Consider the following 25213-nt stretch of genomic DNA (forward strand, 5'->3'; position numbering starts at 1 on the left):
GGGAATTCAGTTCGTTTTTTTATTTCGCGAAACAATGTACTTCTTAACTTGATGGCGATGTGGCGAGTTCCTTTTCTTCCTCCACTCCGATTATACCTATTGAATTTTCTTCTCTCTTATCTCATGCCAGCCACACTCTCTCCAAATAATTTTTAAATAAAAACATGGATAAACTAATAAATATAAATTAGGAATCCACCAAGAAATATCGAAATCTAAACGGATTGTCCAAAATGCTAGAGCTTGTAATCCTGAACAAAAAGTTAAAATTAATGATACGAACGCAAAATGGCTCCAAATAGGATTTTGTTTAAAGTGCAAATACAAACTTAAGAATCCCGTCAACGAGATTAATAAATCTAAAGGTAGAAAAGACCAATTCCATGCCACTAAAATAGGATTTTGATAATCTTTAAACAAATATTCTTGTGGAATCATATGAAAAATTGTTATGAACCAATACATAACGAACCCAATATCAGTAATAAGGAAAAAATATTTTAAACGGTTCAATGTACATGCTCCTCCACCACTTCTTTTTTCTTCTCTTCATGTGCTGCACTATTAAAATTTAAGATTACAACTCCAATTAAAATAAAAAGAATCGCTAGTATCTTAATTACATTGATACTTTCTCCAAAATAAACAAAACCAATTATTGTAATCGTTACAATTCCCATACCTGACCAAACTGCATATGCAACGGACATCTCCATCCCCTTTAATGTAAATGACAGAAATGAAAAACTTACTACATAAAATACAAAAATAAGAATACTTGGGACAAGTTTCGTTAATCCATCAGATAGTTTCATCGCAGTTGTACCAGCTACTTCAAATAAAATTGCGAAGCATAAATAAATCCACTGCATTATTCTCCCACCTTCTATTTCGAATTGGAAATTCCATACAACAACATGTCCATAATTGATTCAAGCATACTTCCTAATGTATATTCACTCTTTTCAATAAACATAGGATCATATATGCGATTCAGTGCTCCTAAATATACTTCAATAAAAAACGGAACTTGAATTTGTCTAATACTCCCTTCCCTCATTCCCTCCTCTATTAACCGTATTACAGTAGACCAACCTTCACGTAAAAATTGATCTAATTTCAACCATTGATTATAATGGTTCTTTTTTAGTTCTACTAATAAACGTGCATCCATGAATTTAAATTGTTGTGGAGTGCAAATTAAAATGCTTCTTATTTTTTCAACTGTTTGTAACGTATCATCTTCAGCGATATTTTTTTCCTTTTCTTGAATACTTTCTATAACATTGAGAATAACTTCATCTACTATCTCATCTTTTGAAGAGTAGTGCTCATAGATTGTCCTCTTACTCACAGCTAATTGTTTTGCTAAGTCACTAATTGTAAATGTAAATCCCTTCGTTTGAATTTGATAAATTGTTTCTGTTAATATTCTTTGTTTCATAATCCGCCCCCTAAACCCTTGGTACCCATTCAGTTTTATTGGTACCATTTTATTTTACAATATTTAACACTACCTACACAACTAGTATTTCACAAACCCTCTTTTATTTAACGAATTAAAATCGCGTCTGTTAGTTCTCCTAGTTCAGCTATTTAATATCTCAATCGTTGTTTCAGCAAACCAAAAACTGGTAAAATATAAGATTACTGAGGACGATAAAGGTGCATTTATAGTATCTTGATCACATAAATTTAAGAAATTAGATGCGGAAAGTAAAAAACTACATGCACAGTTACAATTTGTTTATGCAGAGGTTTATGAAAAATAAGGGGCCATACCTGACTGTTCAACAATCGGGTTAATTTGCAGGGTAATACTGATACATGAAGCTCTAGATAAAGTTAAACGCAACTCTATAGTTTTTAGGAATTACGTCGCATACTGTTAGAAATTTGATAACATAAGTATATTATTGAATTTCATCAAAAAATATTACCTAAATAATGATAGGTACAATGCAGCGAACGAAGCCACTTGGAAACTAATTTATAATTATAGTATGAAAGGTCGGATAACTATGAGTAGTTATTTTCCAAAAGCGGGGAAGTTAATTGGTGGGATAATTATGCTTATTATTTTTCTTTCATCTCTTTGGCTTATATGGACTGGAGAAACAAACATTCGTTATAGTGGAGATCATAAGGGCACGATGCCTTTTTGGAACAAGTGGATCCCTGTTATTGTCGGTATACTCCTTGTCCGTTTCTTACCATTTCATCATAAAAACTATAATCCCTTTCAACAGTCTGAACCAAGGCGCATCATGATTCAAGCTATTGTCTTATTCTTGAGTGGATCCCTCTTCACGATTAGTCTTCTCACCACGAACTTTGAAGAGATGGCATTACAATTGTGGTTTATGATATTTAAAATTATTTTATTATTATTCACCCCATTAATGCTTCTTTTGTTTTATAAAAGTAACCCTAAAAAAGAGCGACCAAGATCTGTAAAATCAATAGAGAATAATAGATGGTATCGTTTTACACCACTTATTGTCATTATAATCTGGGGTTACTTCAACTTCTTTTCTACATTCTCTACACCATTTGTTTCAGCGAGAATGGAACCCACGGTTTTAATCTTAATTTTACTCGTAGGGTTTCTTATAAATAGTGTACTTGAAGAGCTTTTTTATAGGGTTTGGTTGCAAACACGTTTGGAATTATTACTAGGTATTTGGCCGGCTATTCTTCTTACTTCATTGTTATGGGCGAGCTGGCATATCGCATTACACGGCTCTGGTCATTGGGATGTTGATACAGCTACGGTCATTGCAAACCATGGTATCGTAGGTCTATTCTTAGGATGTTTGTGGGCACGTTATCGCAAGGTATGGGCAATTATTATTGTCCATGGACTAATTAATGCACATCCACAACAACTAATTGAGATTATATTCAAGTAAAGGGCGCGATTGCGAAATAAAAACTAAAATGGGCTATACATATTAATCATGTATAGTCCCTTTTATATATAACCCTATGCAAAAGTAACCTCCACCTGTACAATTTCCGACCTACTTCCAAGTCTTAATGGTGGTCCCCAGAATCCAAACCCAGAAGAAACAATCGCGTGGAATGCACCTTTTTGTGCGTATCCCCAGTCTAGTTCGTACATTCTTCTCGTTACAATATGATTCGGTGCCATTTGTCCGCGGTGCGTGTGACCGGATAGTAGTAAATCAACGCCAGCATCCGCTGCTTGTTTTAATTCAAATGGTTGGTGATCCATTGCGATAACAGGAAGCGATTTATCTACCGTACTCATTAGATTTTCAAAGCTTTGACGATCACGCTCTGTTTTATCCCTTCTTCCGACGAGATAAAAATCATCTTCAATTGTAATGACTTCATCTAAAAGAATACGAATATCAATCTTATCCATCTCTTGTAAAAACTCAGGAACAGCTCGGCCGTAATATTCATGGTTTCCTAACACACCATATACGCCTAATGGAGCTTTCATCTGTTTCATGATTGGTCCCATATTTTTTTGAATGAACACACCTGGATGATCATCGATAATATCACCCGGCAGTAAAATAATATCGGGTTTCATTTCATTTACATGACGAACGAGTCTCTTTAAATGAGCAACTCCAGACAGTTTACCGAAATGCATATCAGAGGCCATCGCAATGCGTAAACTTTTACGCCCTTCTACTTTTTTCGGTATGTGCACTTCGTACTTTCTTACTACTGGACTATATGCGTTGAATACTCCATACGCAAAAATAAAGATGAACGCAAGTAACACGGCCAATCCTGTCCAAACAATTGCCGTCTCTTTCTCCATTGAAAACTGTAGAAGGAAAACTGTAATATCGGCTAACGGCAATAACATAAGCGCGTATTGTATAACCGCAAACCAAATTGAACCGACCGTTCGCAGGAAAGGAAGGAATTTAAACACTTGTACGAGAATGTACGCATATGAAATAAATCCGACTATGAAAGCGTAATATCCCCAAGATTCCCAGCCGAACACCGTACTGAGCCAAATCCATCCGTTCCAGCCGATGTAAAACATGAGTAGTGTGTATACAATTAAAATAGTGAATATATTGAGATAACGAAAATTTTTCACTGCTAGCCTCCTTATTGATTTCTTCTATTATATCTTGTTATGTACCAATAACGTAAATATTAAGCATTCCAAACGGACCGTAATAAGCTGCTTTATCTGCTACAGCACAAAGTTATTTTTACAGGTTTTCTTTATAGTAACCTGCTATTTGTGATCCTCTGGCATTAAATCGGACATTTTTTTGTAACTGATATATTAAAACCACCTTTTCTTAGAATTAGTTTTTTTCGGTCTATAATCCGTATATCCTTTTTTATACACCTTATAATATCCATCTACAAAAACCGCCACGTCCGGAATCAGTCCTATCCCTCCACCAGCTTTACTACCAGTGAATAGCGCTCCTTTGACCGCTGATTTCGCTATATTTTCACTTAATTATAAGAGCTACTTTTCTTTTTTTAAATCCCACTGGCTATCCCAACACACATACATAGAAAACAGTCTGCAAGAACGATAAGTTGTGAGTAGTTCACTGACGAGAAGATTCATAGTCAAATATAATACATGATAGTATTACCAAAAATACTACACCACTATATTGTATAGCAAGGGGAATACCATTTAAAACAGACGCTAATATGTCTGTAAATGTAACAATAAAAAGTAGTGTAAGTATCGTTAACATAAGTGCGGCTGAAAATAAGAAACCTTGTTTGATACATTTAAAAATCCAGCCGATTCCAATACATATTAAAATTATACGTACTGGATACTTTAAAAGTATCAAAAATAAATTGTCTATACTATTAAAATTCATCATCAAATTCACCAAGATCACTTTCTGGATTTTTTATTATTTTAACGCTAGTTTTTATATGTTTGTTTATGTCCTTTGTATACTGCCTATCCAAAACATAAGCATTTTCTATTAATCTAACGCCCACAAATGCTTTGAGACTTAATTTTAACCTGCTTTTCTAGCAGCTTTATTCACATATTCCTTGTTATAGGCTGGCCTATTTTGCTGTTTATAATTATGTTTACCTGTAGAATACCAAAGATAAAACCCTGCGTATAAAGACAATCCTTTCTCTTAACATTGCAATTCTCTTTAATCGTTCGTTCATATTTATCATCCTCATATATTAAGTAACTCAACATAATATAGCGTATCATCCGTCTGAAAATACATAACAGATCCGCGGCTATAATAAATAACAAATTGAATCGGTTCTCCTAGTTCATTACGAAGATTCATATCATGCACATGATTATTATTTAAATCATAAACAACCAACTTTTTGTCTAGAGTAATGAATACTACTTTATCTTGAGCGACCGCAAAACTTTCCGACCATATTTCCCTAATTAAATTTATTTCATTCCATGACATATGAATTTTTTTATCTTTCATTTGAACTAAAGGAAATTCTGAATAATAATAGAGCCAAACGTCTCCATCTATAACGTTCATTGCATAACAATCATCTATATAAGGTATATTATATTTTTCTACATATTGATCATAACTATCAAAAATAAATTGACCTTTAGAATCAAAAGCAACTATACCATTTACTCCAATTGGGCACTCTCCGAAAACCCCTTCATCACAATAACTAACCCATATATCTTCATTCACATCAACCTGACAATCTTGAATCCCTTCTCCGGCATAAAACTTACAATGTTCACTTCCGTCCGAATTATAAATAACCGCATTATCTTCTTCATAATTAAATATAAGTAACCATCTCTCTCCAATTCGTTGCATACATTGGACAGATTCAACATCGATATCTACGTTTAAATTGAATTTACTTATATTCACATTATTTTTATCCAAATAAATAATACAAGGTCGATTCTGCTTGTCTTGTACTAGTAACATTACATTTTGTTTATAATCCAAACTCATTTTTTTAAACTGATAGGCTTCAACAATAGACTTAAAACTTATTAACTCTTTACACACAATATCTTTCATATACATCAAAACCCTCTCATTTATTCTGAACATAAAAAAATAAGCATTAAACCTCCTGAATCTTAATAAGTTTGACGCTTTCGCCTCTTTCACTTGTTTTTCTAATAGTAAAAGATCTTCTTCCTTCCCAATTACTAAACTAATAGCCTCTAAAAGCAAACCGAATATACAAGTAAGTACCAACACCATAAATACCAAAAGTAATTACAAATCATTTCCCTATTTATTCTCTATCTTTTTAAATTCCATGTTGCTCCCAACAATATACGCTGTTCTCTTTAACAGCATATATTGTTTGATCCCTTGAAAAAATATACTCAAATTGAATAGGATTTCCATCACTATCTACTATTAATAAAGTTGATATTTTTTTATTTGCAAGTGAATATGCATGTATTTGATTAGTATCTACATCAAAGATAATAGTATTTTTTATTTTTAAACATAGTGATGTATGATTCAATGCTGTTTCATACAGAATAACTTGTTCATATCGTTCTTTATTAATTTGTGTGAATGTATGTGTTCCTTGCTCGTTATAGTAAGACATTAAAATATTCCCTGTCTTCTGTATATGTATTGCTGTACAATCACAGACAGATCTCCTTATTGAATTATTGAATTCATTAGTAATTAAATCGCCATTTTTAGAGAAAATAGCTAGTCCGCTCTTTTCCAATTTATTAGTATCATATATATTTTCCCAATCTATCGAATCGAACTCTTCATCTGAAATAAACAATTCATCTACAGAAGTAAATATACCTTCTTCACTATAGCCAACCAATAAATGTTCTTCTTCATCAACTTGAAAATATTTTATTCCATTTCCCAAATAATATGAAGTAATGATATTTCCTTTTTTATCAAAAATTGTAGCCGTTGTATCTTCCTTTTTCTCAACGAAACTTTTAACCAAAATCCAATTTTCTCCTAAAGGTTGAATGAAGTTAAAATATTGATTATTTTCTATAGTATATTGTTTCAAAACGCCAGATTTCAACGAGTGTATAATTTTATAATAATAAATGTCTGTAACCTTTTTATCCAATACTAAAATTATAATATCTTGTTTATTTCCCGTTGCAATACAGAGAATTTCCCCTTCTACACATGAAAAATCCATCCGCTTATTAAATACTAGTTTTTTCATAACTAACAGACCTCCAATGAATTGATAATACTCTAATTCAGTCGGAATGCTCTCACTTCCACCAGATAAAAGGAAGAGCTTACCTTATCTATAATTTTTAGTAGGCTCTACTTACAATCCATTCGGTAACATAACAGCCATAAACAAATCACTTCTTTCACCTGGTGATATATATATTCCTTCTGCATCTAAATATTCAATGGAAAAGGCTGCTAGCTCATACGCCATTTCTTGATCGCATTCAAAAAGTGAATTTATAAAAACCTCACTTCCTGTAATCTTTTGTAAATCTTTCAAACAGTTAGACTTACTTCTTGCATAATCAGCCACATTCTCATTAGCCCAAGACCACATCCAACTGTTACTCTTTCCAGACCAAGAACCTATAAAAACAACACTAAATTCAAGTAACACTTGACCATTATTTTTAAACTGTAATATACATTGATCTTGATCATACCAATACTCATCAAAGTTATAGATATTATAATCCGAAATGAATTTTTGCTGTTTGCTTTCTAATTTGTCATAACACATAACAAGATAATTCTCGAATTGTTCATTTGTCATTGCCACTTATCGCATGCTCCTTTACTGCAAGATTCCCAAGTAATATTGATTTGTTCAAAGGAAACTTTACCTTTTATAAGTTTTATATCCTTTGTATACTCTATATCCACCTATTATTGTAATAGGAATAAACTGCGCAAAATGACCACCCGGATTCACCGATAAGAACACCCCATGCATCATATTCATACGCTGCTACAACTTCTTTATTTTGATCTGTCATCGCAATGACATCACACTGTTCCATATATAAAGAAAGAAGAGTCTCTATCAACTCTCCTTCTTCTAATGAACACCCAACAGTATATCTTTAACCCATTAACTACTTTTTATCTCTCTTTATTTGGTTGTCCAGTACAGCATAAAACTTCTGTCTATTTTTCTCATTCCTTATTATTAGTTTAACTCTAATCGTGCTTTGTAAATATGAACGTACTTTGTAATTGGTAAAAAACAACTTCCTATACTTAGTATCATTATATATTTGCTGAAACCATTCATAATTTTGAAGACATTTTATATTTCTATCAATTTTTCTAGTGTTTAAACCTGAATCTAATCCACTAGATTCTAAAATCCCACTAATTAATCCTAATAAAAAACTAAACATTCATTAATCCTCCTTGAACATTTTACATACTTTTTCTAGCATCTGTAACATCCCCTGGATTACTTTGTAGTATGGTAACTTTTCATGTACTTCCTTCATACACACATTTAACAAATGAATCTTTCTAATCACTAATTTTTTTGATGATATATTAATAGCCTCTAAAAGCAAACTGAATATACATGTAAGTACCAACACCATAAATAACAACAACAACTATAGTAATTAGCCAGTTTTCACGAGTTTTTTGTACATACTTCGAGAATGACCAAATAAGAAGTAAAATAATTAATTGAATTACAATCACTTTTGAAATAGCAATTATAGTAGTTTCCGTAACAAATATTACCCATGTCCCGAATAGCATACGGATACAAAAAATATATCTTGCAACATAACAGTTAATGTTAATACAACTACTAAAGCCAAGATAGAAGAAAATTCCGAAATTTCTATAAGCACTTTTAGTCTCCCTTAATTTATCTGGATTATAGTATCTCGCAATCAAATCATACATGCCAATACCTTTATTATACATGTATCCCGCATATCCAAATAGATTGTCTGCTGCGATATCTTTCTTGTCACTCTTTACTACGTTATCCCATGCATCATATTCGCAAGTCGCTACAACTTGTCCATTTTGGTCCGTCATCGCTACTACATCACTACAAGGGTTACAGTGATAGCATTTATCCTTTCGATTCCACCAACAATAAAAATTAATTTATATAAAGAAAGAAGAGCAGATAATGAACTGCACCCCAATTGTTAGACATAGTCTAACAATTGGAGGTGCAGTTTTTCTATGGCTAAATTTACAGCTGATGAAAAAATACAGATCGTTCTACGTTATTTGAACGGAAATGAAAGTTATCGAGAAATGGGTAGAGCGATCGGTATAAGTGGCACAATCATTTTGAATTGGGTAAACCAATATAAGCAGAATGGTGTGGAAACTTTTCTAAAACGATGTACAAATTACACACAACAATTTAAACTAGACGTACTAAACTTTATGATTGAAAACGGTATGTCCTTATTTGAGACGGCAGCTATCTTTAACATTCCTGCCCCTTCAACGATTTCTGTTTGGAAAAAACAACTCGAAACACAAGGAATTGATGCCCTTCAATCTAAGAAAAAGGGGCGTCCATCCATGAAAAAAGATTCAAATAAACAAGTAAAACAAGCTTTAGCTGAAGGGTCAGTCGAAGCACTTGAAGCACGTATTAAACAGCTTGAAATGGAAAATGAGTACTTAAAAAAGTTGAATGCCTTAGTTCAAAACAAGGAAAAGTCACTAAACAAGACAAAGCGCAAGTAGTCTATGAATTAAGGCATAAATATTCGGTGAAGGCACTCGTGGAGTTAGCTACTATTCCACGAAGCACGTATTATGATTTAGTAAAGAAGATGAATCGCCCAGATGTAGATGCCGATTTGAAAGCTGAGATTAAAGCGATTTATGAGGAGAATGAAGGTCGTTATGGCTACCGTCGCATTCGTGACGAGTTAACGAATCGTGGTCAGAAAGTGAATCACAAAAAGGTGCAACGTATTATGAAAGAGCTTGGATTAAAGTGTGTTGTGCGTATGAAGAAATATAAATCCTATAAAGGGAAAGTCGGTAAAATTGCACCCAATATTTTAGAGCGTAATTTTTATGCAGATGCACCGAATCAAAAATGGGTAACAGACATCACAGAGTTTAAATTATTTGGAGAAAAACTGTATGTATCACCTGTATTAGACTTGTATAATGGTGAGATTATTACCTATACAATTGGTTCTAGACCGGCGTATTCACTTGTTTCAGAGATCTTAGAGAAAGCATTAGAACGTTTACCTGAAAACCACCAGCTACTGATGCATTCGGATCAAGGATGGCATTATCAAATGAGACAGTACGTCCGTACACTTGAATCAAGAGCTATCGTACAGAGTATGTCTCGAAAAGGAAACTGTTACGACAACGCAGTAATAGAGAATTTCTTTGGGATTATGAAATCGGAGTTCCTCTATATAAAAGAATTTGAATGTATAGAGCATTTTAAAATAGAATTAGAAAAATATATAGATTATTATAATAAGAAACGGATTAAGGCAAAATTAAAAATGAGCCCGGTACAATACCGGACTCATTTGGATCAAGTAGCCTAATGAAATAACCGTGTCTAACTTTTAGGGGTCACTTCAATAATAGCTCTTCTTTCCCTAAACATTTTCTTTACTCAGTCTAATTTAGTATATTATCATAAACAAACCCACTATTAAGCAAAAGTCCCCCAACCATCTGTATATCCACCAAACTCTTCACTTAATTTATTCAATTCCTTTTGCATCTCTACGATATCTTCATAAATTAAGAACATCTCTTTAGAACAAGTACATGTCCAATCTTCAAATTCTTCATTAAAATCGAATTCACAATTTAAGCCCAGCGCTTGTAGTCTGCCAATTATTTTTTCTCCATTATCTTGATGAGGAATCGCAATAAAGAAATCTACTATATGTTTTTTATTAAAATCTAACCCTTGTTTATATAACATATTTAATACTTGTCCATCTTCATCTCTTGGAAATTTCATTTTTTCTCCTCCTATTATACCTTTTGAAAAGATAACTTTTTATGTGAATAATGTTTCTTATCTGTAAAACTCACAGTTTCTATTCCTTCACAAAAACTTAAATCGCCATCGACAACCGTACTACCTACAAAAGAAAAACAATTTAATTTTTTAAAATTTCTTATAAAATCTATCGTCGGTATATCTCCACAGTCTAATAAACGTAATACTTCTAGAGACTCTAAATATCCAATACTACAAAAAGCTTCTATATTTTTACACATCTCGACTTCCAAATTAGTCAATTTCCCACTTGTATATTTTAAATATTCTAGTGATTTTAATGTACGAAGATAATATAATTGCAAAGATTTTAAGTTTCTAAAACTTTCAATTCCGCTAAGTGAATCAATTCTTGATTGAGTAATTTTAAGGTATTCTAAATCTCGTAATTTTTCTAATTCTTTCAAATCTCTATTTTTAGGATTGTATTTCCATAAAAAAAGTGATTTTAAAGTACACACTTCCTGTAAACCTGTTATCTTTTTATCACAGTACATACTTAAATTTTCTAAGTTTTTTACTCTATCCAACTCTAATACGTAATTAGAATCAACTATTGCTAAGTCTTTAAGATTTTTTAAATTGTATACACTAGATACATCTTTTAAAAACATGTTATCTAACATTAAATGTGTAATATTTTCACACTCATTCAAAAAGTTAATATCTTCTAGTTCATAGTACATATCAGATATTTGCACTCCAGAAATATTAAATCTATTAATATATTCGATACATTCACCTAAGTTTTTTTGAGATACTAATACAGTTTCCCCGTCTATATCTTCTCTAACATAAAAACCATTTTTATATTTTAAGTTCATAAACTACTCCTCAACTATATTTCACATAACAATAAGATAGCACAGTAAAACAAAAAAGAGGTCATCCAAAAGACATTTTTGGACGACCTCCTATTATCGGTAGGTTGCTACTATTATCGTTTTTTATTATTAATTCATTTTAAATTTATTTATAATACTACTCTCCTAAATAACAAAATCCTCCGGAATAAACACCTTCACTTCTCTCGGATGTACGTATACAAACTCACCTGTTTGAATGCCTAGCTGTCTAAACTGCTCTTTACTAATTTCTGCTTCTAGATACTCATCTGTTCCGTCGCGCTTCAATTCTACATATACGACAGGGCCAACTGCGTGAGAGTATGTTACTTTCGCCGGGATGGCATCTATACTTTGTTTCGTACGATCGATTGATAGGTGATGTGGTCTTACGTATCCCACTCCGTCTACGTTTGAAACGTGCTTATGCTCTGGTGCTTCTAGCTCCACCGATCCTACATTTAGTTTACCTTTATGAACGCGGCCGTGAAATAAATTCACGTTTCCTAAAAAGTCGTATACGAACGGACTTGCTGGTTTTTCATATACTTCTTCCGGCGTTCCCATTTGTTCAATGCGTCCTTCATTCATTACAACGATGCGGTCCGCAACGTCTAACGCTTCTTCTTGGTCATGCGTTACGAATACGCTTGTAATTTGAAATTCGTCATGTAGTTTCCGGAGCCATCTTCGCAATTCTTTCCGCACTTTTGCATCAAGTGCACCAAACGGTTCATCTAGCAATAAAATTTTCGGTTCGACTGCAAGTGCCCGGGCTAGTGCGATACGTTGGCGTTGTCCGCCAGATAATTGCGCTGGATAACGTTTTGCGAAACCATCCATTTTTACTAGTTTCAATAGTTCTGTTACTTTTTCTTTTATTACTTCAGCTGAAGGTCGTAAGTTTTTCTTTCTTACTTTTAAACCGAAAGCGACATTTTCAAATACATTCATATGTTTAAAAAGTGCATAGTGCTGGAAGACGAAACCGACTTGCCGGTTTTTCACGTGAATATCAGTTAAATCTTCCCCATCAAAAGAAATCGAACCTCCATCCGCTTCTTCTAGGCCTGCAATAATTCGTAATAACGTCGTTTTCCCAGAACCTGATGGGCCTAATAAAGCGACCAGTTCTCCTTTTGGAATATCTAAATGAATGTCTGTCAGCGCTTGAAATGTACCATATTGTTTTGATACATTTTGAATTTGAATACTCACCGCACTCACTCCTTATTGTCGTTTTTCCATTCTCCATTCAATCCAGTTTTTTATAACGAGCGTAAAAACTGCGATGAGTGACATTAAAGTCGCCACAGCGAACGCTGCTGAAAATTGATATTCATTGTACAAAATTTCAATATGAAGCGGCATCGTATTTGTCATGCCGCGCACGTGACCAGATACAACGGAAACGGCGCCGAATTCACCAATGGCCCGGGCATTACATAAAATCATGCCGTATAAAAGGCCCCATTTTATATTAGGTAATGTAACGCGCCAAAACATTTTCCATCCGCTTGCGCCAAGTGATAGAGCCGCTTCTTCTTCACTTTTCCCTTGCGCCTGCATAACCGGGATTAATTCACGCGCAACGAATGGAAACGTAACAAAGATCGTCGCAATGATAATACCAGGGACAGAGAAGATGAGCTTTATCCCGTGTTCCATTAACCATCCGCCAAGATTCGCACGAGGTGTGAAAAGTAAAACGAATACTAATCCTGCAATGACTGGTGATACAGCAAACGGCAGTTCAATAAGAGATAATAATACTTGCTTTCCTTTAAACTGAAACTTCGTAATAAGCCAAGCTGCTGCTATTCCGAATATCGTATTCAGCGGTACAACAATTAATGCAACGAGAAGTGTTAACCTGATTGCCAAAAATGCTTCTTGATCTGTTACAGCGGCAATATATACATCAATTCCTCGTTCGAATGCTTTCATAAAAATTGTCACGAGCGGCAGTAATAGAAAGAGAGATAAAAATAAAATTGTTATCGTAATGAATAAAATTGGTACAAACTTAAAGTCTTTTTTAGCTGATACGCTTTTTACTATTTTCTTTTCTAATAATGTTGGTTCCATTTTCTCCCCTCCTATTCGCTTTTCAGTTCATGCCTTCTGCTCCAAGTTTGAATCATATTAATAAATAGTAGGAAAAAGAGAGAAATAATAAGCATCACAGCCGCTACAGCTGTTGCGCCTGCATAATCATATTGTTCTAGTTTCGTCATAATCATAAGCGGTGCAATTTCTGTTTTCATCGGCATATTACCTGCAATGAACACGACAGATCCATATTCCCCTAACGCCCGAGCAAAGGCGAGTGAAAAACCAGCAAGCAAGGCCGGGAATATTTCTGGCAAAACGATTTTCACAAATATTTGAAAGCGTGATGCCCCTAAACTAGAAGCTGCTTCTTCTACTTCTTTATCAATACTTTGCAGCACTGGTTGCACCATTCGAACGACAAAGGGTAAGCCAATAAACGTAAGCGCCACAATAATGCCGAGCTGGGTAAAAGCTACTTTTATATGAAACACACTAAATATTTTTCCAATAAAGCCATTTTCCGCATAAAGCGTCGTAAGTGTAATACCAGCTACAGCAGTCGGAAGAGCGAATGGTAAATCGATTAATCCGTCTAATAACCGCTTCCCTGGAAATGTGTAGCGAACGAGTACCCAAGCAATTAATAAACCAAAAATGGCATTTACGATTGCCGCTGCAAGTGAAGTTGTGAAACTTACTTGATAGGAATGCAACACGCGCTCACTCGTTATAACCCCAGCAAACTTCTTCCAGCCTAGCTGCGAAGTTTGAATAAATACGATAGAAAGTGGTATAAGTACGAATAAGCTCATATACAGCATTGTAAATCCAAGAGATAATCCAAACCCTGGTAAGACACGCTTCTTCCTCATATAACGTCACCTCATCCCCCCTTATTTTTTATACATTTGATCGAATACGCCGCCATCATTAAAATGCTTTTCTTGTGCTTTTTTCCAGCCTCCAAATAGTTCATCAACTGTAAATAATTGAACTTTCGGAAATTGTGATGCGTACTTTTCTGCTACTTTTTCATTACGAGGGCGATAAAAGTTTTTCGCCGCAATTTCTTGCCCTTTTTCTGAATACAAATATTCAAGATATCCTTCTGCTACTTTTTTCGTTCCTTTTTTATCAACGACTTTGTCTACAACTGCTACTGGCGGCTCGGCAAGTATACTAATCGAAGGTGTTACAATTTCGAATTTATCTTTTCCAAGTTCTTTTTGTGATAATAACGCTTCATTTTCCCAAGCGATTAACACATCACCAATTCCTTTTTCAACGAAAGTCGTCGTTGCCCCGCGTGCTCCTGAATCTAGTACTTCCACGTTTTTATAAATTTGACCGACAAACTCTTTCGCTTTATCTTCACTATTGTTATATTTCTTCAGTGCATATCCCCACGCCCCTAAATAGTTCCACCGTGCTCCCCCAGATGTTTTCGGGTTTGGTGTAATGACAGACACACCTTTTTTCGTTAAATCATCCCAATCTTTAATTCCTTTCGGGTTTCCTTTTCTAACAAGAAATACAATCGTTGATGTATACGGAGTAGAATTATCCGCAAGTCGCTTCTGCCAATCTTCTGCTAGTTGTTTCTTCTTACTAATCGCGTCAATATCATAAGCGAGCGCTAGTGTTACAACGTCTGCTTCTAAGCCGTCAATAACGGAGCGTGCCTGACTTCCAGATCCCCCGTGTGATTGCTTTACATTTACTGTTTGACCATGCTTCTCTTTCCAATACTTCGCAAAGTCTTTATTGAAATCCTGATATAACTCACGCGTTGGATCATATGAAACATTTAAAAGTTCGACTGTCTTCTTATCTGCACTTCCTTCAGAATTGTTAGTGGATGTTGCCGAACCACACCCTGACAAAAGGACAAATGCTGATAATAAAACACCTGTACTTTTCATTAATGCTGTCTTACTCCACTGTTTCATATATAAAGCCCCCTTAGTTTGTACAATAGAAAAAGGCACACAATCTATTCACAAAAGTGAACGTTGTGCGCCTTCAGTTTCTCTGATGAGCTTCTATTGTATTCTGTTTGATTTCTTTCCATTTTAATTCCGTAATTCACATGTGTCAACTTGGAATTCAGAATTATTATATAAGAAACTTCATACAAGCTAAAAATCAGCGGGAATGGAATCCCACTGATTTTAGTTTCGATTTATTTCTTTAACTTATCTGTCTTCGCAATAAATTGAGCTGCTTCTGCGCGGCTTACCGATTTATCTGGAGCCCAACCATTATCTGTTCCAACTGAAATATTTTCTTGGATTAAAATATTGGCATACTTCGCGCCCCAATGATTTTTTAAGTCCGCAAATTCTTTTGGTAATTTAATATTTTCATTTCTTTCTAATTTATATGCATTTACTAGCATAGTAGCCATTGATGCACGGTTAATTAGTCCACTCGGATTGAAGTTACCCTGCTCATCACCTTTTACAATACCAGCTTTTTCAACTGCTGCGATGTAAGGTGTAGCCCAATGATTTTGAGCATCGCGGAATGATGGCTTCTCATCTTTATTAATTTCTAACCCTAAAACAGTAGCCAATATTTTTGCTGCTGAACCACGATCGATATTTTCGGCTGGTGCAAATGTACCATCTGGCTTACCGTGTACTGCCTCTTTGTCTACTAAATATTGAACTGACTCTTGTGCCCAAGTCGGTACATCTGAGAACTTAGATTTCTTTTCAATTGCACTCGCATCGATTTCAAACTGCACTTGATATTTATGGTCATATTTAATTGCTGGAATTAATATGTGCATTTGCATATTATATTTTTTCGAGAACTCATCGATTTCAAATTGAACAACTTTCGTGCCATTATTTGTTTTATCTTCAGAGATCACTTTCACATCATGGAATGTCCCTAATTTATTAGTATCTTCTACTTTAAGATACTGGAAATAGCTACTATCTTGAACTGTTAACGTAACGATTTTTTTGTCACCTTGGATTGTTACTTTTGCATTTTTTAAATATGTAGAAGCAACAGATGTTTCATTCGTTTGATCTTTATAAGTTTTTAAAATAACGTCATATGTGCCATCTGCAAGTTTACTAGCTGCCTTCATTTCAATCACATCTGCTTTTGCAATTGGCGCATTGAAACCACTTAGTGGAACTGCTAAAGTTGCGGCTATAACGAATGCATTAATATATTTTTTCTTAATCATTATCAATACGACATCTCCCTTTATATGAATATACCCAACATAACTATCATATTGATAATGATTATCAATGTCAAATAAAAATTTAAACGAATACTACCTATTTATTACATAAATATGCTTTCCGATCATTTTTAAACAATAAATAATGAGCAGTATGCACTTTTCTCTCTAAATAGTCTAATGAATACGTACCCGATGGATCCACTAAATCCCCAATCGCCCCTGAAAGGTGATCAATTACTTTTTGCAATGTTTCTAAGTTCTTCTTTTCATTCTGCATATTCATTTCATCCATAATGTCACAAATAAGATATTGTACTTTCCGTAAGCGTAATTCCTTCTGCTCCACGTATATCTCCTCCTTATTAGTCATATTACGTTTTAAATATATGGGCTTATAGCTTAACCAATTCTAAAAAATAAAGTGAGACTTCAATCAGTAGGAATTTTGTCCATCCAAACTAATCCAGCTTTTACAGGACAAAAAGATATCCATCTCTATACATGTAGTCATAGAGATGGATATCTTTATTTTTACACTTGCAATGCCTTCTCTCTCAAAGCTCTTCTTAACAATTTACCCGTCGTATTCTTCGGCAATTCTGTTAAAAACTCAATGCTCATTGGCACTTTATATTTCGCTAAATGTAACGTGCAGTAATGCATAAGCTCTTCTTCTGTTACGCTCGTTTGTTTCAGAACGACGTAAGCTCGCACTGCTTCTCCTAAGTTTTCATCAGGAACACCGATTACGACAACTTCAGCTACCGAATCGTGAGTGTATAATACTTCCTCCACTTCACGAGGATATACGTTATAACCACCAACTAAAACAATATCTTTTTTGCGATCGACGATATAGAAGTAACCTTCTTCATCCATTTTCGCTAAGTCTCCTGTATATAGCCAGCCATCTTTAATTGTCGCCGCAGTATCTTCTGGCGCATTATAGTAACCCTTCATAACGTTAGGTCCGCGAACAATTAACTCCCCAACTGCACCTACAGGTACTTCTTCCCCAAGTTCGTTCACAATTTTATTTTCTACGTGCCAAATATTCGTGCCAATAGATCCTGGTTTACGAGGACGGTCTAACGGGTTAAAACAAGTAACTGGTGATGCTTCTGATAAACCGTATCCTTCTGAAACGATAACGTCAAAACGTTTTTCAAAGTTTTGCAGAAGCGCAACAGGCATTGACGCACCACCTGAAATACAAAGACGAAGCGTCTTCACATCTTCTGCGCTTGCTTCTTCGAATAAATATAAATAATTGTACATGGTCGGTACACCAGCAAAAATCGTTGGTTCGTACGTGCGACAAATACGGAATACTTCTTTCGGACTAAATTTCGGTAACATTAAAATAGTCGCCCCGTTCACAATCGGCGCATTGACCGCCACTGTTAAGCAAAATACATGGAACATCGGCAGTGCCGCAACGACGCGATCGTCCGCAGTATATTGTAAATACGACGCCACATCGCTTGCATTACTATATAAATTTTTATGTGTTAACATAGCGCCTTTTGGCTTTCCAGTTGTACCTGAAGTGTATAAAATAACAGCTACATCTTCTTCATCTAGTTCAGGACCTTCGTAAGTTACATCTCCAGTTCCTATAAAACTAGTAAACGTTTTCATTTTTTCAGTTTCTGTATGGTTAAAATCTGATGAGGTTTCGCATATGATGATATTTTCAAGTGAAGGAAGTCTTGTTGTAAGAGATTGTATAACAGGTAGAAGGACGTCGAGTACGATGATTGTTTTTACATCTCCATTTTTTAATATGTAATGTATTTCGTCTGCTGTATAAATTGGATTAATCGGAATGACAGTTGCTCCAGCTTTCATCGTTCCGTATAAACCGACTAAAAAATGTGGTGAATTGCCTACAGCTAATGCGACATTGTCCCCTTTTCCAATGCCCATTTTTGCTAAATTGCTAGAAAACCTAGTGACCACTTTGTTTAATTGGTCATACGAGACCGACTGATCCATAAATATGTATGCCGGTTTATCCCCCTTATTTTTTGCCGTTTCAGCCAAAGATTGAACGAGATTCACACAAATCCCACCTTTATAAAATTTAGAATATTTTAAAATTCTAAATTAATTATATTAAAAGAAAATTAAAGTAGCAAGTGATATTCTATTAATCGAATATACATCAACCACTTTATTCCAGAATACTTTAGTAAGATACGAGAATTATATGTAAAAAAACAGGTACAAACATATAGTTAAACTATAGCTAAAATCATTTTAGGATAATATGCACTCATCTTTTCACTAAGTTTTTCAACTTCCTCTTTATTTAAAGCCGTATACTCTCCATACAAATTGAGAGCGTCCGCTCCATTTTCATGCAAGTAGACTGTAACATATAATGTCGGCAATCCTTTATTGTCCTCATCTATCGACAAGACGAAATCTGGCGTTTTACCAACGGTACTAAACGTTTCATTTCTTTTCCATTTCTTATTTTGAAACATAGTTTGTATATCAGCTATCTTTCGTCTGCTATCTGTATGTGTAAAATATATGACATTATCCTTCGCAGGCTTTCCAATAGATAAAAGTGTGCGACTTGAGGACGTTTCATCGTTACAAGCTGTCATTCCGACGACGAAGCTGAGCAGTAATACAACATACATTACCCTCTTCATTTCAATCCGCCTCCTTTTGAATATATATATGCCTTTATGAGGGGCAAATGTCCTGTGATTTTATGGTATATGAAATTATATCGGCGATTTTTCGAATATATCGAACGTAACTCGAAATATATCAGCGATTTTCCAAATATATCGACCGTAACTCAACTTATATCAGTGATTTTTAAAATATATCGACTTACCGACAAAACATGACAATCTACGCAAAAAAGAGGCTGCCCGTTACGGCAGCCTCTCTTATTTTTAGAAGAATAAATGTAAGAAATCTTCTGTTGTAATATTACCGAAATAGCGTACGATATCTACGCCTTCTAAAGCTACAGTGAATGCATCTTTATCAAATTGTACGCCTGTTAGACGCTCTTCAATGTTATGAACATCTAGTGATCCGAAGAAGTCACCGTAAATTTTACATTCTGTTACTGTTCCTTTTTTCACTTCAAGACGAACGTCAACTTGTCCAACTGGGAAGCGGTGTGAATGTTGTAAGTTGAACTTCGGAGATTTTCCGTAGTTCCAATCCCAATTTTGGTAGCGCTCTTCAGAAAGTTTATGGATTTCTTTCCAATCATTTTCTGTTAATTCGTACGTTGGAATTTCTGTTTCTCCTTCGAAAATTGTTTCTAGAAGAAGTTGTCTAAACTCTTCTGTCGTCATTTTTTCGTTTAAGAACTCTGTAATATTCGCAACGCGGCTACGGATTGATTTAATGCCTTTTGATTGAATTTTATCCATTTTCACTTTAAGTGCTGATACAACGTGATCGATTTCAGAGTCAAATAGTAACGTACCGTGACTAAACATACGACCTTTCGTTGAGAACTGCGCGTTACCTGAAATTTTTCTACCTTCAGCTAAAATATCGTTACGACCACTTAGTTCTGCATTTACGCCTAATTTACCAAGCGCTTTCGTTACAGGCTCTGTGAACTTTTTGAAGTTGCTGAAACTATCTCCATCATCTTTCGTAATAAAGCTGAAGTTTAAGTTTCCTAAATCATGATATACTGCGCCTCCGCCTGATAGACGACGAACGACATGAATACCTTGTTCTTTTACGTAATCTGCATTAATTTCTTCTACTGTGTTTTGGTTCTTACCAATGATAATCGAAGGTTTGTTAATGTAGAACAGTAAATATGTTTCGTTAATATCTAAATTCTTCACACAATATTCTTCAATTGCTAAGTTTATTCTAGGATCTGTAATCCCTTTATTATCAATAAATAACATCGTATCACCTCATGAGTTCCAAATGTAACCACTATGCGCTAGCGTAATATGGCCACTGAAAATTTGTTTTGCTTCTGTTACTAAATCAGATGGGTTGCCTGTATGCGGTAAGTGCGTTAATAAAAGTTCTTTTACATTTGCATCTTTCGCAATACTTGCTACTTCTGTACTATTCATATGCCCTGCTTTTGCAGCCTCTTGATGTGCATACATATTACACTCACAAATGAAAAGATCAGCATCTTTTGTGAATGGAATAAATTCAGGAATATAACTGGAATCAGCGCTATATACTACAGCGTCATCGCCAGCTGTAATACGCATCGCAAAGCATGTAACAGGATGAACAGTTTTTAAGAATGAAATGGAGAACGGTCCAACTTGAAGTGTTTCTTCTGGGTTGTACGCGATTCCTTTCGTATGCGGTTCATGTGTTAAAGAATGGAATCCATTCTCATCAAACGTATGACCGTATATTGGTAATTCCGGTAGTTGTCCCTTCGCCCCGCTCATAATTAATCTCGCATATTGCAATACCCCAATGTCTGCAACATGATCATGATGATAGTGCGACAGTACAACTGCATCTATATGAGATGGTGTTATATATTTTTGAAGCTGTGCTAGTACACCACTACCACAGTCGACAAGTAAACGAAAACCATCGTGTTCAAACAAATACCCCGACGTTGCTTCTCCCGCTTCTGGAAAGCCGCCCCAAAAGCCGACAACAGTCATCTTCATATGTATCCATCCTTTCTAAAACCGCGTAGGAATGCCGTTTTTCTCCGTACTTGAGAAAGTTTTTTACTTACATCCTACATTGTTAACTATAATCCATTTCCTAAACTTTTTCATTAATTTTCACTTTTGTTATAAAACAGTTGTTGACTTTTGTTTTTTGTACTAATACAATGATAGTAAGAAATGGAAATGGAGGGATTGACATGATCGATCAACCAATGGAGTTTTTCCGAAATTTACCGACGAAAACTTGTGCTCATTGCGGAAAGGAAATTGATGAGCAGCACGAAGCATACCATAACAAATGTGACGATTGCGTTCACGAAGAATAGTAGTTTGTAAACATAAAAAAACCTAGCAGACATAGTCTACTAGGCTAATAACATCTTATCCTTCATCGTTGAACCTTTCACCAAGAGCTCCAGTTCAAACTCATATAATTCTTTTTGTCGATAATTTTTCGTATGGATTTTATCCATCATCAGGTCGACAACTTTTCGGGCCATCTCGTCGATTGGTTGTTCAATTGTCGTAATACCTGGCTCTGTAATCTGCGCTAAAATTTGATTATCAAAACCGATCACAGCGAGATCTTCTGGAATACTCCAACCATGGCGTTTCGCCTCTGAGATAATTCCAGCTGCAACCTCGTCGCCTCCTGCCAAAATCGCGGTAGGATTTTTTTTGTCCTTTAATACTTCATTGAATATTCGTTTTCCATCATCCCAAGAGAAAGCGTTTTCAAGAAAATCGATCGCTTCCACTTCTCTACTCTTTTCAGTAATAGCGCGTAAAAAGCCCATTTTTCGCTGTTGGCTCACTACTTTCGTTTCGTTACCACGGCAAAATATCAGATTACGATATCCTTGTTCTAATACATGATTGGCAGCTATGTATGCACCCTGTGCATGATCGAACTTCACTGTTGGAACATTTGCTTCCTCAATATATTCATTACATAACACGATTGGACCGTGTTGCAAGTATGGCTCCACATTCTCCCATGGATTTTCTAGTGAACATAGAATAATCCCATCTACTTGTTTCGTAGATAATAATTGTAAATACTCCATCTCTTTTTCCGGTAAATATCTTGTTTGACAAATAATCAGTTTATATTTATGTTCAGAAGCAGCAATCTCGATTGCTTCAATAAATCTACTAAAAAAAGGATTTGTAATCCTTGGAACAAGCACCGCAATTGTTTCTGTTTTTTGTTTACGAAGCCTTCTCGCCGCAGAATTAGGAACGAAGCCTAAATGCTTCATTGCTAATTGAACCCTTTTCTTCTTCTCATCTGAAACATATGGATGATTATTGATCACCCTAGAAACCGTTGTCCTTGATAACCCCGCTAATTTCGCCACGTCCTCGATAGTCGACACGAAATTTCCCCCTTTGCATGAAAACGTTTTCTTATCCTGATTATATAGTATATTATTGGAAACTGCAATATAGGTTCTTATGATTTTACTATATTAATATTATACATAGGGAAAAGTCTGTTAATGGCAGGGAATTACACACTACTTTTAGAATTTCACAATAAGAATATGAAAAAAGATGTATATACCATAACGCATATACACCTTCTTACTTAATAAGAATTCTATTCAATATAAAAAGCCATCAATACGTCGTCTCCATATGATCCATCTTCATATTTAATTTGCTTTCTTTGCCTTCCTTCTTCTACAAAGCCAGTTCGTTTATACACTTTAATTGCTCTATCATTAATAGAAACTACGCCTAAGCAAATTTTCTCTAAATCTTTCTTCTCTTTAGCCCAACTAATAAGAAATTCAATTAGCTTCGTACCAATGCCTTGATTACAATACGCCTCCCTAATCCCCATTCCCATTGTGCCTGCATGTCGTAACCGTTCTAGTTCATATCGTTTGAAAACCAGAAAGCCAACCACCTTACTATCTACCTCGTAAACTATATAAAGGTTGCCTTTTTCACTACTTGTCTGTATCTTTTCTCTTTCTGAATCAATATCATTTGGTAATTTATTTGGAGATGATATAAAAAATTTTGTAGTAGTTTCTGATAATATAATTTCTTTTCTAATATCCATAATTGATTCCGCATCAACCTCTTTTGCTAATCGTATCACCGAATCACCTCGTACCTTTTTCTTTTAAAAATAATATTGGAACTATCAAACTAAGAATCTCTAAAACGCTCAATATGCAACATTACATATTGAGAATCTTTTCACTTTTGATACAATATCCTTACATCTATATAAAAGGAATGCATAAAATGAATCCAATTTTAACAGCTGCAAAACAACTATTACATAAAGACGAAGTTATTATATCTACTTTAAATTGTTCACTTACTGGCCATATTATTACGCATAAAGTTCCGTATCCGGGCATGCTACTTGCTACTAATAGAAGACTTCTCTTTTTTAGCCAATATAAAAATACATTAATTGTCGAATTTGAGTATGAAAAAATTGTATCTATAGAAACGAAGAGAAGAATTTTTGACAAAAAAATAATATTTTATTATGAAGATAAATATATAACGGTGGGATACATTACAAGTTCAAATATTGAAGAGTTCATAGACTTACTACAAAGAAAAATACAAGACTAGCGCGGGCTACTAATCGGGCATTTACGGGCTGTTGATCTCCCACCTAGCTTCTTTGCTCCAGCCGCATTTTGAGGTGGGAGTTTTACTGCCCGGCAAATAGCGGGATAAAAGGTGGTTTGTCCATATCCAAACCACCTTTTTCATACAAGCTTATAATTATACTTCCCACCTATCCTTACGCTTTAGATATTTCCTGCATAAACCCAGCCATGCTCGCTAATAAACTAGTGAAAACGAAAAGTACAATAATAAGAGGGATAAGTTTGTCTTTATTTAAATTCGTTATCGTTTTTAAACCTATTCCTAATAAAACGTAATACCAAATATTAAATATATCTATTCTTTGAGCAATTGTATGCAAGATCATATTATCTGTCGCTATTGCACCTAAACCTGTATAAGATATCTCATACCCACTTAGAGAAAATGCAATTAATCCGTTTAAAATCATCCCTAATCTTAATACAAACGAAGCATAAATGATTATCGGGAATGTTTCTTTATAGTTAATATCAACTCCAAAGAAAATCATAATGTTCTTATAGAATATAGGTGCAAAAAGTATAGCTACGATTCCACTGACTGCTGAAAATCCAAATGTAGTAAAGAAAGTTATGTATTTCGGAGCAGTAAATCCCGTTTTATCATGAAACATACTGAGTGCAGGATTATTTAAAGAATTCCAAGACATTAAGGCACTTGAAATTATAATAAGCACAATTAAAAGAGCTAACGGGAAAAATATATTTCTTTGATTCTTCATCCTTTTGAATTGTAGTGTTGGTGAAGTGAATATCCCAATAATCGATGGTTTCCCTGAAATCTCTTCCTGTATAAGACTACTAGCTTGCAAG

28 protein-coding genes and 2 pseudogenes are annotated in these 25213 nt (G+C 34.7%); 4 read left to right on the plus strand and 26 right to left on the minus strand.

The window, feature by feature from the left end; translation table 11 throughout:
• Positions 1-96: 96 nt before the first annotated feature.
• The 3 genes from ABH955_RS13995 to ABH955_RS14005 are packed head-to-tail and all read right to left on the minus strand — an operon-like array spanning position 97 to position 1444.
• On the minus strand, positions 97-513 hold the full coding sequence (locus ABH955_RS13995) for a YvaD family protein (RefSeq protein WP_016093106.1): 417 nt from the start codon (positions 511-513) through the stop codon (positions 97-99).
• Entirely contained in the window at positions 510-872 is a 363-nt protein-coding gene (locus ABH955_RS14000) for a DMT family transporter (protein ID WP_016093107.1), read from the minus strand. Before ABH955_RS14000 ends, ABH955_RS13995 begins: the two co-directional genes overlap by 4 nt.
• Before the next feature lie 14 nt (positions 873-886).
• A complete protein-coding gene (locus ABH955_RS14005; RefSeq protein ID WP_002087086.1) occupies positions 887-1444 on the minus strand; it encodes a TetR/AcrR family transcriptional regulator in 558 nt (185 codons plus the stop codon).
• 577 nt (positions 1445-2021) lie between these two features.
• Between ABH955_RS14005 and ABH955_RS14010 the strand changes: the two genes are divergently transcribed.
• Complete coding sequence (locus ABH955_RS14010; protein ID WP_002087088.1) at positions 2022-2912, plus strand: CPBP family intramembrane glutamic endopeptidase; 891 nt, start codon at positions 2022-2024, stop codon at positions 2910-2912.
• A gap of 74 nt (positions 2913-2986) precedes the next feature.
• Here ABH955_RS14010 and ABH955_RS14015 read toward each other — a convergent pair whose 3' ends face one another.
• The 8 genes and pseudogenes from ABH955_RS14015 to ABH955_RS14050 all read right to left on the minus strand — a co-directional run.
• The gene (locus ABH955_RS14015; protein WP_113936559.1) at positions 2987-4093 is read right to left on the minus strand and encodes a metallophosphoesterase; all 1107 of its coding nucleotides are present in this window, start codon (positions 4091-4093) and stop codon (positions 2987-2989) included.
• Positions 4094-5174: 1081 nt separating this feature from the next.
• A complete protein-coding gene (locus ABH955_RS14020) occupies positions 5175-6023 on the minus strand; it encodes a hypothetical protein (RefSeq protein WP_404491223.1) in 849 nt (282 codons plus the stop codon).
• A gap of 238 nt (positions 6024-6261) precedes the next feature.
• Entirely contained in the window at positions 6262-7176 is a 915-nt protein-coding gene (locus ABH955_RS14025; RefSeq protein WP_404491224.1) for a hypothetical protein, read from the minus strand.
• Positions 7177-7287: 111 nt separating this feature from the next.
• Positions 7288-7752 carry a DUF6882 domain-containing protein gene (locus ABH955_RS14030; RefSeq protein WP_113936563.1) on the minus strand — a complete coding sequence of 155 codons (465 nt, stop codon included), beginning with the start codon at positions 7750-7752 and terminating at the stop codon, positions 7288-7290.
• 94 nt (positions 7753-7846) lie between these two features.
• Positions 7847-8020, minus strand: coding sequence for a hypothetical protein (locus tag ABH955_RS14035; RefSeq protein WP_181777907.1), 174 nt, complete (start codon positions 8018-8020; stop codon positions 7847-7849).
• A 48-nt stretch (positions 8021-8068) separates the two neighbouring features.
• Complete coding sequence (locus ABH955_RS14040) at positions 8069-8356, minus strand: hypothetical protein (RefSeq protein ID WP_113936564.1); 288 nt, start codon at positions 8354-8356, stop codon at positions 8069-8071.
• A 151-nt stretch (positions 8357-8507) separates the two neighbouring features.
• A pseudogene (locus tag ABH955_RS14045) lies at positions 8508-8818 on the minus strand (hypothetical protein).
• 19 nt (positions 8819-8837) lie between these two features.
• Positions 8838-9044: pseudogene (locus ABH955_RS14050) on the minus strand (RHS repeat domain-containing protein); the annotation flags it as partial.
• A 120-nt stretch (positions 9045-9164) separates the two neighbouring features.
• Here ABH955_RS14050 and ABH955_RS14055 point away from each other — a divergent pair.
• Positions 9165-10519, plus strand: a protein-coding gene (locus ABH955_RS14055; RefSeq protein ID WP_113936565.1) for an IS3 family transposase whose coding sequence is annotated in 2 segments (ribosomal slippage) — positions 9165-9618 and positions 9618-10519 — 1356 coding nt in all. Because the reading frame shifts where the segments join, the coding sequence is not laid out codon by codon here.
• Between the two features lie 110 nt (positions 10520-10629).
• Here ABH955_RS14055 and ABH955_RS14060 read toward each other — a convergent pair.
• The 12 genes from ABH955_RS14060 to ABH955_RS14115 form a co-directional block, all read right to left on the minus strand.
• Entirely contained in the window at positions 10630-10947 is a 318-nt protein-coding gene (locus ABH955_RS14060) for a ribonuclease E inhibitor RraB (protein WP_113936566.1), read from the minus strand.
• A 14-nt stretch (positions 10948-10961) separates the two neighbouring features.
• The gene (locus ABH955_RS14065) at positions 10962-11813 is read right to left on the minus strand and encodes a leucine-rich repeat domain-containing protein (protein ID WP_113936567.1); all 852 of its coding nucleotides are present in this window, start codon (positions 11811-11813) and stop codon (positions 10962-10964) included.
• Positions 11814-11978: 165 nt separating this feature from the next.
• Positions 11979-13052, minus strand: a complete 1074-nt coding sequence (locus tag ABH955_RS14070; protein ID WP_002125843.1) for a sulfate/molybdate ABC transporter ATP-binding protein — start codon at positions 13050-13052, stop codon at positions 11979-11981.
• A gap of 12 nt (positions 13053-13064) precedes the next feature.
• Complete coding sequence (gene cysW / locus ABH955_RS14075; RefSeq protein ID WP_215598961.1) at positions 13065-13922, minus strand: sulfate ABC transporter permease subunit CysW; 858 nt, start codon at positions 13920-13922, stop codon at positions 13065-13067.
• Positions 13923-13933: 11 nt separating this feature from the next.
• A complete protein-coding gene (gene cysT, locus ABH955_RS14080; protein ID WP_215598962.1) occupies positions 13934-14761 on the minus strand; it encodes a sulfate ABC transporter permease subunit CysT in 828 nt (275 codons plus the stop codon).
• Positions 14762-14782: 21 nt separating this feature from the next.
• A complete protein-coding gene (locus ABH955_RS14085) occupies positions 14783-15838 on the minus strand; it encodes a sulfate ABC transporter substrate-binding protein (RefSeq protein ID WP_002011197.1) in 1056 nt (351 codons plus the stop codon).
• A gap of 233 nt (positions 15839-16071) precedes the next feature.
• Positions 16072-17094, minus strand: coding sequence for an S-layer homology domain-containing protein (locus ABH955_RS14090; protein WP_404491286.1), 1023 nt, complete (start codon positions 17092-17094; stop codon positions 16072-16074).
• A gap of 97 nt (positions 17095-17191) precedes the next feature.
• Positions 17192-17443, minus strand: coding sequence for a hypothetical protein (locus ABH955_RS14095; protein ID WP_404448305.1), 252 nt, complete (start codon positions 17441-17443; stop codon positions 17192-17194).
• Positions 17444-17628: 185 nt separating this feature from the next.
• Entirely contained in the window at positions 17629-19161 is a 1533-nt protein-coding gene (locus tag ABH955_RS14100) for a fatty acid--CoA ligase family protein (protein WP_113936570.1), read from the minus strand.
• A 176-nt stretch (positions 19162-19337) separates the two neighbouring features.
• Positions 19338-19763, minus strand: a complete 426-nt coding sequence (locus ABH955_RS14105; protein WP_113936571.1) for a hypothetical protein — start codon at positions 19761-19763, stop codon at positions 19338-19340.
• Between the two features lie 252 nt (positions 19764-20015).
• Positions 20016-21005, minus strand: a complete 990-nt coding sequence (gene lplA, locus ABH955_RS14110; protein ID WP_404491225.1) for a lipoate--protein ligase — start codon at positions 21003-21005, stop codon at positions 20016-20018.
• Positions 21006-21014: 9 nt separating this feature from the next.
• Complete coding sequence (locus ABH955_RS14115) at positions 21015-21749, minus strand: MBL fold metallo-hydrolase (protein WP_033715694.1); 735 nt, start codon at positions 21747-21749, stop codon at positions 21015-21017.
• Between the two features lie 203 nt (positions 21750-21952).
• Between ABH955_RS14115 and yhfH the strand changes: the two genes are divergently transcribed.
• Positions 21953-22081, plus strand: coding sequence for a protein YhfH (gene yhfH / locus ABH955_RS14120; RefSeq protein ID WP_000567010.1), 129 nt, complete (start codon positions 21953-21955; stop codon positions 22079-22081).
• A gap of 39 nt (positions 22082-22120) precedes the next feature.
• Here yhfH and ABH955_RS14125 read toward each other — a convergent pair whose 3' ends face one another.
• Positions 22121-23134, minus strand: a complete 1014-nt coding sequence (locus tag ABH955_RS14125) for a LacI family DNA-binding transcriptional regulator (RefSeq protein WP_098167236.1) — start codon at positions 23132-23134, stop codon at positions 22121-22123.
• A gap of 224 nt (positions 23135-23358) precedes the next feature.
• Positions 23359-23868, minus strand: a complete 510-nt coding sequence (locus tag ABH955_RS14130) for a GNAT family N-acetyltransferase (protein ID WP_113936573.1) — start codon at positions 23866-23868, stop codon at positions 23359-23361.
• A gap of 149 nt (positions 23869-24017) precedes the next feature.
• Between ABH955_RS14130 and ABH955_RS14135 the strand changes: the two genes are divergently transcribed.
• Positions 24018-24359 carry a PH domain-containing protein gene (locus tag ABH955_RS14135; protein ID WP_404455824.1) on the plus strand — a complete coding sequence of 114 codons (342 nt, stop codon included), beginning with the start codon at positions 24018-24020 and terminating at the stop codon, positions 24357-24359.
• Positions 24360-24534: 175 nt separating this feature from the next.
• Here the strand turns inward: ABH955_RS14135 and yknW are convergent, their stop codons facing one another.
• Complete coding sequence (gene yknW, locus ABH955_RS14140; RefSeq protein ID WP_404455821.1) at positions 24535-25212, minus strand: YknW family membrane protein; 678 nt, start codon at positions 25210-25212, stop codon at positions 24535-24537.
• Position 25213: the final 1 nt, after the last annotated feature.

The organism is Bacillus sp. RC240 (assembly GCF_044907945.1).
In the GTDB taxonomy this organism is placed as follows: domain Bacteria; phylum Bacillota; class Bacilli; order Bacillales; family Bacillaceae_G; genus Bacillus_A; species Bacillus_A mycoides.

Excerpts from the sequence above, each read along its gene's own strand:
- ABH955_RS14000 (WP_016093107.1), bottom strand. The coding sequence starts at position 872 with ATGCAGTGGATTTATTTATGCTTCGCAATTTTATTTGAAGTAGCTGGT.
- ABH955_RS14005 (WP_002087086.1), bottom strand. The coding sequence starts at position 1,444 with ATGAAACAAAGAATATTAACAGAAACAATTTATCAAATTCAAACGAAG.
- ABH955_RS14010 (WP_002087088.1), top strand. The coding sequence starts at position 2,022 with ATGAGTAGTTATTTTCCAAAAGCGGGGAAGTTAATTGGTGGGATAATT.
- ABH955_RS14020 (WP_404491223.1), bottom strand. The coding sequence starts at position 6,023 with ATGAAAGATATTGTGTGTAAAGAGTTAATAAGTTTTAAGTCTATTGTT.
- ABH955_RS14025 (WP_404491224.1), bottom strand. The coding sequence starts at position 7,176 with ATGAAAAAACTAGTATTTAATAAGCGGATGGATTTTTCATGTGTAGAA.
- ABH955_RS14040 (WP_113936564.1), bottom strand. The coding sequence starts at position 8,356 with ATGTTTAGTTTTTTATTAGGATTAATTAGTGGGATTTTAGAATCTAGT.
- ABH955_RS14060 (WP_113936566.1), bottom strand. The coding sequence starts at position 10,947 with ATGAAATTTCCAAGAGATGAAGATGGACAAGTATTAAATATGTTATAT.
- ABH955_RS14065 (WP_113936567.1), bottom strand. The coding sequence starts at position 11,813 with ATGAACTTAAAATATAAAAATGGTTTTTATGTTAGAGAAGATATAGAC.
- cysW (WP_215598961.1), bottom strand. The coding sequence starts at position 13,922 with ATGGAACCAACATTATTAGAAAAGAAAATAGTAAAAAGCGTATCAGCT.
- cysT (WP_215598962.1), bottom strand. The coding sequence starts at position 14,761 with ATGAGGAAGAAGCGTGTCTTACCAGGGTTTGGATTATCTCTTGGATTT.
- ABH955_RS14085 (WP_002011197.1), bottom strand. The coding sequence starts at position 15,838 with ATGAAACAGTGGAGTAAGACAGCATTAATGAAAAGTACAGGTGTTTTA.
- ABH955_RS14090 (WP_404491286.1), bottom strand. The coding sequence starts at position 17,094 with ATGATTAAGAAAAAATATATTAATGCATTCGTTATAGCCGCAACTTTA.
- ABH955_RS14105 (WP_113936571.1), bottom strand. The coding sequence starts at position 19,763 with ATGAAGAGGGTAATGTATGTTGTATTACTGCTCAGCTTCGTCGTCGGA.
- lplA (WP_404491225.1), bottom strand. The coding sequence starts at position 21,005 with ATGTTATTTATTGATAATAAAGGGATTACAGATCCTAGAATAAACTTA.
- ABH955_RS14115 (WP_033715694.1), bottom strand. The coding sequence starts at position 21,749 with ATGAAGATGACTGTTGTCGGCTTTTGGGGCGGCTTTCCAGAAGCGGGA.
- yhfH (WP_000567010.1), top strand. The coding sequence starts at position 21,953 with ATGATCGATCAACCAATGGAGTTTTTCCGAAATTTACCGACGAAAACT.
- ABH955_RS14135 (WP_404455824.1), top strand. The coding sequence starts at position 24,018 with ATGAATCCAATTTTAACAGCTGCAAAACAACTATTACATAAAGACGAA.